This is a genomic window from Roseospira goensis, from assembly GCF_014197795.1.
In the GTDB taxonomy this organism is placed as follows: Bacteria; Pseudomonadota; Alphaproteobacteria; order Rhodospirillales; family Rhodospirillaceae; genus Rhodospira; species Rhodospira goensis.
Genome location: NZ_JACIGI010000072.1, coordinates 1 through 2,239, shown reverse-complemented (window position 1 = coordinate 2,239; position 2,239 = coordinate 1). Strand labels below are relative to the sequence as shown.

The window sequence follows — 2,239 nt, the reverse complement described above, 5'->3', positions numbered from 1 at the left end:
CATCAAGCGGATGGCCTACGGTTTCCGGGATGACGCCTACTTCTTTCTCAAGATCCGCGCCGCCTTCCCCGGAATTCCGTGATGAACCAAAAAAATCCGGTGACGGATCCGGGTTTTCCGGCCCCGTTTGCGCGGAAAAACACAAAGCGCCCAAACCCGTCCCGGGATCGTGGCGCCCGTCCCTTAGGGTCGTTGTCATCGGGAACAGGCCGGGGGTGCGCCATAAGGTCACAACCGAAAGTTTTGACAAACACCTACTTTTGATTGTAATATGAAAATAGGGGGCATATTTAAGATAGCGCAATTTTTTAGTGCATTTTTCGGGAAGACAATCGATGAAAAAGATCTTACCATCGAAACCGCACTTCAACGGCGCATCCTCGGGCAAGGGGGACGGTCAGGTCGATAGCCGGCTGGCCGCGATAGTTCGACTCCTTGCACAGGGCGCCGCTCGAAACGATTATGAACGCCTGCTGGCGGAGGACCTTAAACCCCGTAACGATACACAGGATTTGAAACCATGACCCGCGTTGCCATTTATGCGAGATATTCAACCGATATGCAGCGTGAAGCCTCGATTGAGGATCAGGTGCGGATCTGCACCGAGCGGGCGGAACGCGAGGGGTGGACGGTCATCGAGAATTTCACGGACTTCGGTAAATCCGGCTCCACGATGCTGCGCGCCGGAATGCAGCAAATGATCGCGCATGCGCACGCGGGCGAGTTTGACATCGTCCTGGCAGAGAGCATCGACCGCCTGTCACGCGACCAGGAGGACATCGCTGGCCTCTACAAGCGCCTTGTGTTCCGGGGTATCCGGATCGTGACCCTCGCCGAGGGCGAAGTGAACGAGCTTCATATCGGCCTCAAGGGCACGATGGGTGCCCTGTACCTGAAGGATCAGGCCGACAAGACCCGGCGCGGCCTGCGCGGCCGGGCCGAAGCCGGCAAATCGGCCGGCGGCATCACGTACGGATATGACGTCGTGAAGGCGCTGGACGCGATGGGCGAGCCGATCCGGGGCGAGCGGTCGATCAATGCAGAACAGGCCAAGGTCGTCGAGCGGATATTCCGGGATTATCTGGCCGGCGTCTCGCCGAAAGCCATCGCCAAACGCCTGAACATGGAGGGCGTGCCCAGTCCCTCGGGCAGGGGCTGGACGCAAAGCACGATCAACGGGAACCGCCAGCGCGGCACCGGCATCCTGAACAACGAGCTTTATGTCGGTCGTCAGGTCTGGAATCGCCTGCGCTACATCAAGGACCCAGATACGGGCAAGCGGATCTCGAAGCTGAACCCGGAGTCCGAATTGGTCATCCATGAAGTTCCGGAGCTTCGGATTATCGACCAGGACCTTTGGGATGCTGTGCGGGAGAAGCAAACCAAACTCATCAAGCCGCAAAAGAAACTGCACGAGTACAACCGGCCCCGGAATCTGTTCTCGGGCCTGCTGAAATGCGGTGAGTGCGGGGGCGGCTTTTCCATGATCTCGGCCACGCATCTCGGATGCTCAAGCGCCCGGAACAAGGGAATGTGCGAAAACCGAACCACGATCAGCCGGGAAAAGCTGGAAGAGGCGATCCTGGGCGCCCTGCGGCACAAGCTCATGGATCCGGAACTCTGCCGGATCTTCTGCGAGGAGTATGTCCGGGAGATCAACCGGCTTCGCGCCGAGCACAATGCGGCGCTCGACGGTTACAAGGCCGAATATGACCGGGCAACGCAGGAACTCGACAAGCTGATTGACATGGTCCTGGCCGGGACCGAACTCGCCCGCGTCAAGGACCGGATGCACGAGCTTGAGGACCGGCGCACGGAACTGACTGAGTTGATCGAAAAGACGCCGGAGGCGCCCGTACGGCTGCATCCGAATATGTCGGATCGGTATCGCGAGGAAATCGGGCGGCTGATTGCAGCCCTGAACGATCCCGACCACCGAACCGAAGCCGCGACAGTGGTCCGGGATCTGGTGGACAGGATCGTCCTCACCCGGAGCGAGGACGGCTCCCGTCTGGTCGTGGATCTGATCGGCGATCTCGCCGGCATTCTCGACCTCGCGCACAAAGAGGACAAGGCGCAAGTCGTTGGCAGAAAAGAAGAAAGGTCGCCCGTGGGGGGCGACCTCGTAAATCAGCAGGAAGGGTTGGTTGCGGGGAGAGGATTTGAACCTCTGACCTTCAGGTTATGAGCCTGACGAGCTACCGGACTGCTCCACCCCGCGGTGGTGGATGTATGGGGC

At 59.5% G+C, this 2,239-nt stretch carries 2 protein-coding genes and 1 tRNA gene; 1 reads left to right on the top strand and 2 read right to left on the bottom strand.

Annotation, left to right across the window (positions count from 1 at the left end; translation table 11 throughout):
- On the bottom strand, positions 1 to 388 hold a 388-nt coding region (locus tag GGD88_RS18540; RefSeq protein WP_221237239.1), incomplete at its 3' end, for a hypothetical protein.
- Positions 389 to 520: 132 nt separating this feature from the next.
- On the opposite strand from GGD88_RS18540, the gene GGD88_RS18320 reads away from it, so the two are divergent.
- Positions 521 to 2,188, top strand: coding sequence for a recombinase family protein (locus GGD88_RS18320; RefSeq protein WP_184438215.1), 1,668 nt, complete (start codon positions 521 to 523; stop codon positions 2,186 to 2,188).
- Here GGD88_RS18320 and GGD88_RS18315 read toward each other — a convergent pair.
- Positions 2,145 to 2,221: transfer RNA gene (locus GGD88_RS18315), tRNA-Met, on the bottom strand. The genes GGD88_RS18320 and GGD88_RS18315 overlap by 44 nt on opposite strands.
- Positions 2,222 to 2,239: the final 18 nt, after the last annotated feature.

Bases quoted from the DNA above. Each gene is read 5' to 3' on its own strand.
- GGD88_RS18320 (WP_184438215.1), top strand. From the start codon at position 521: ATGACCCGCGTTGCCATTTATGCGAGATATTCAACCGATATGCAGCGT.